The sequence below is a fragment of the Nocardioides imazamoxiresistens genome, assembly GCF_032378595.1.
Lineage (GTDB): Bacteria > Actinomycetota > Actinomycetes > Propionibacteriales > Nocardioidaceae > Nocardioides > Nocardioides imazamoxiresistens.
The window spans coordinates 1-800 of sequence record NZ_JAVYII010000014.1 but is presented as its reverse complement, the minus strand read 5'-3'; the positions used below and the strand labels follow the sequence as shown (position 1 = coordinate 800).

Sequence of the window (800 nt, the reverse complement as noted above, 5' to 3'; positions counted from 1 at the left end):
ATCGACTTCCGTGCCCGCGAAGCCCTCGGCGTGCACGGCCAGGTCGGCGGAACCGTGCCCGTGTCCGGTGAGCTGGACCTGGCCGACGCCCGTGACCTCGAGGACGCCGTCGCCCGTGGTGCCGCCCGGCTCGCCGCACTCGGGTCGGGCGAGTCGCTCGACGTCCGCCGGTCCATCGCGGTCGGTGAGCTGGCGCGCAAGCAGACCGCCCTCGACCTCACCGGACAGGCGCAGGCCTCCTCGGTGGCGGCATCGACGGTGGCGGCCCGTCAGGTGGTGCTGTACGTCCACCTGTCCCAGGCCGCGTTGGCGTCGTCGTCGATCGGGATCGACCCGCTCACCGGCGGCACCGGGATCGACCTGGCCACCGTCACCGCACCCGGAATCGCGCTGCGGACCGTGACCGCAGAGCAGGTCCGCGACTGGTGCCGCACCGACAGCACCCAGATCGTGGTCAAGCCGGTGATCGACCTCAACGAGCACATCACGACCCCGAGCTACCGGATCCCCCAGCGCCTCGTCGAACAGGTCCAGCTGCGCCACCCCACCTGCCGGTTCCCGTACTGCAACCGCCCAGCAAGGGTCAGTGACCTCGACCACCGCGTCGAATGGCACTCCGGCGGTCGGACAGCCAGCGACAACCTCGTCCCGCTGTGCCGCCTGCACCACCGCGCCAAGACCCACCCCACGCACGCCGGCACCGACCCACCCGACACAGCCCACCGCGAACACGAGCGCCGCTGGCGCTACCGACCCACACACCCCGACGAACCACCCGACGGCTTCATCTGGACCAGCCC

The 800-nt window shown here is 71.6% G+C and carries 1 protein-coding gene; it reads left to right on the top strand.

What is annotated here, in order from left to right:
* Positions 1-60: 60 nt before the first annotated feature.
* The coding region (locus RDV89_RS20195; protein WP_315736118.1) for an HNH endonuclease at positions 61-800 on the top strand (740 nt) is incomplete at its 3' end.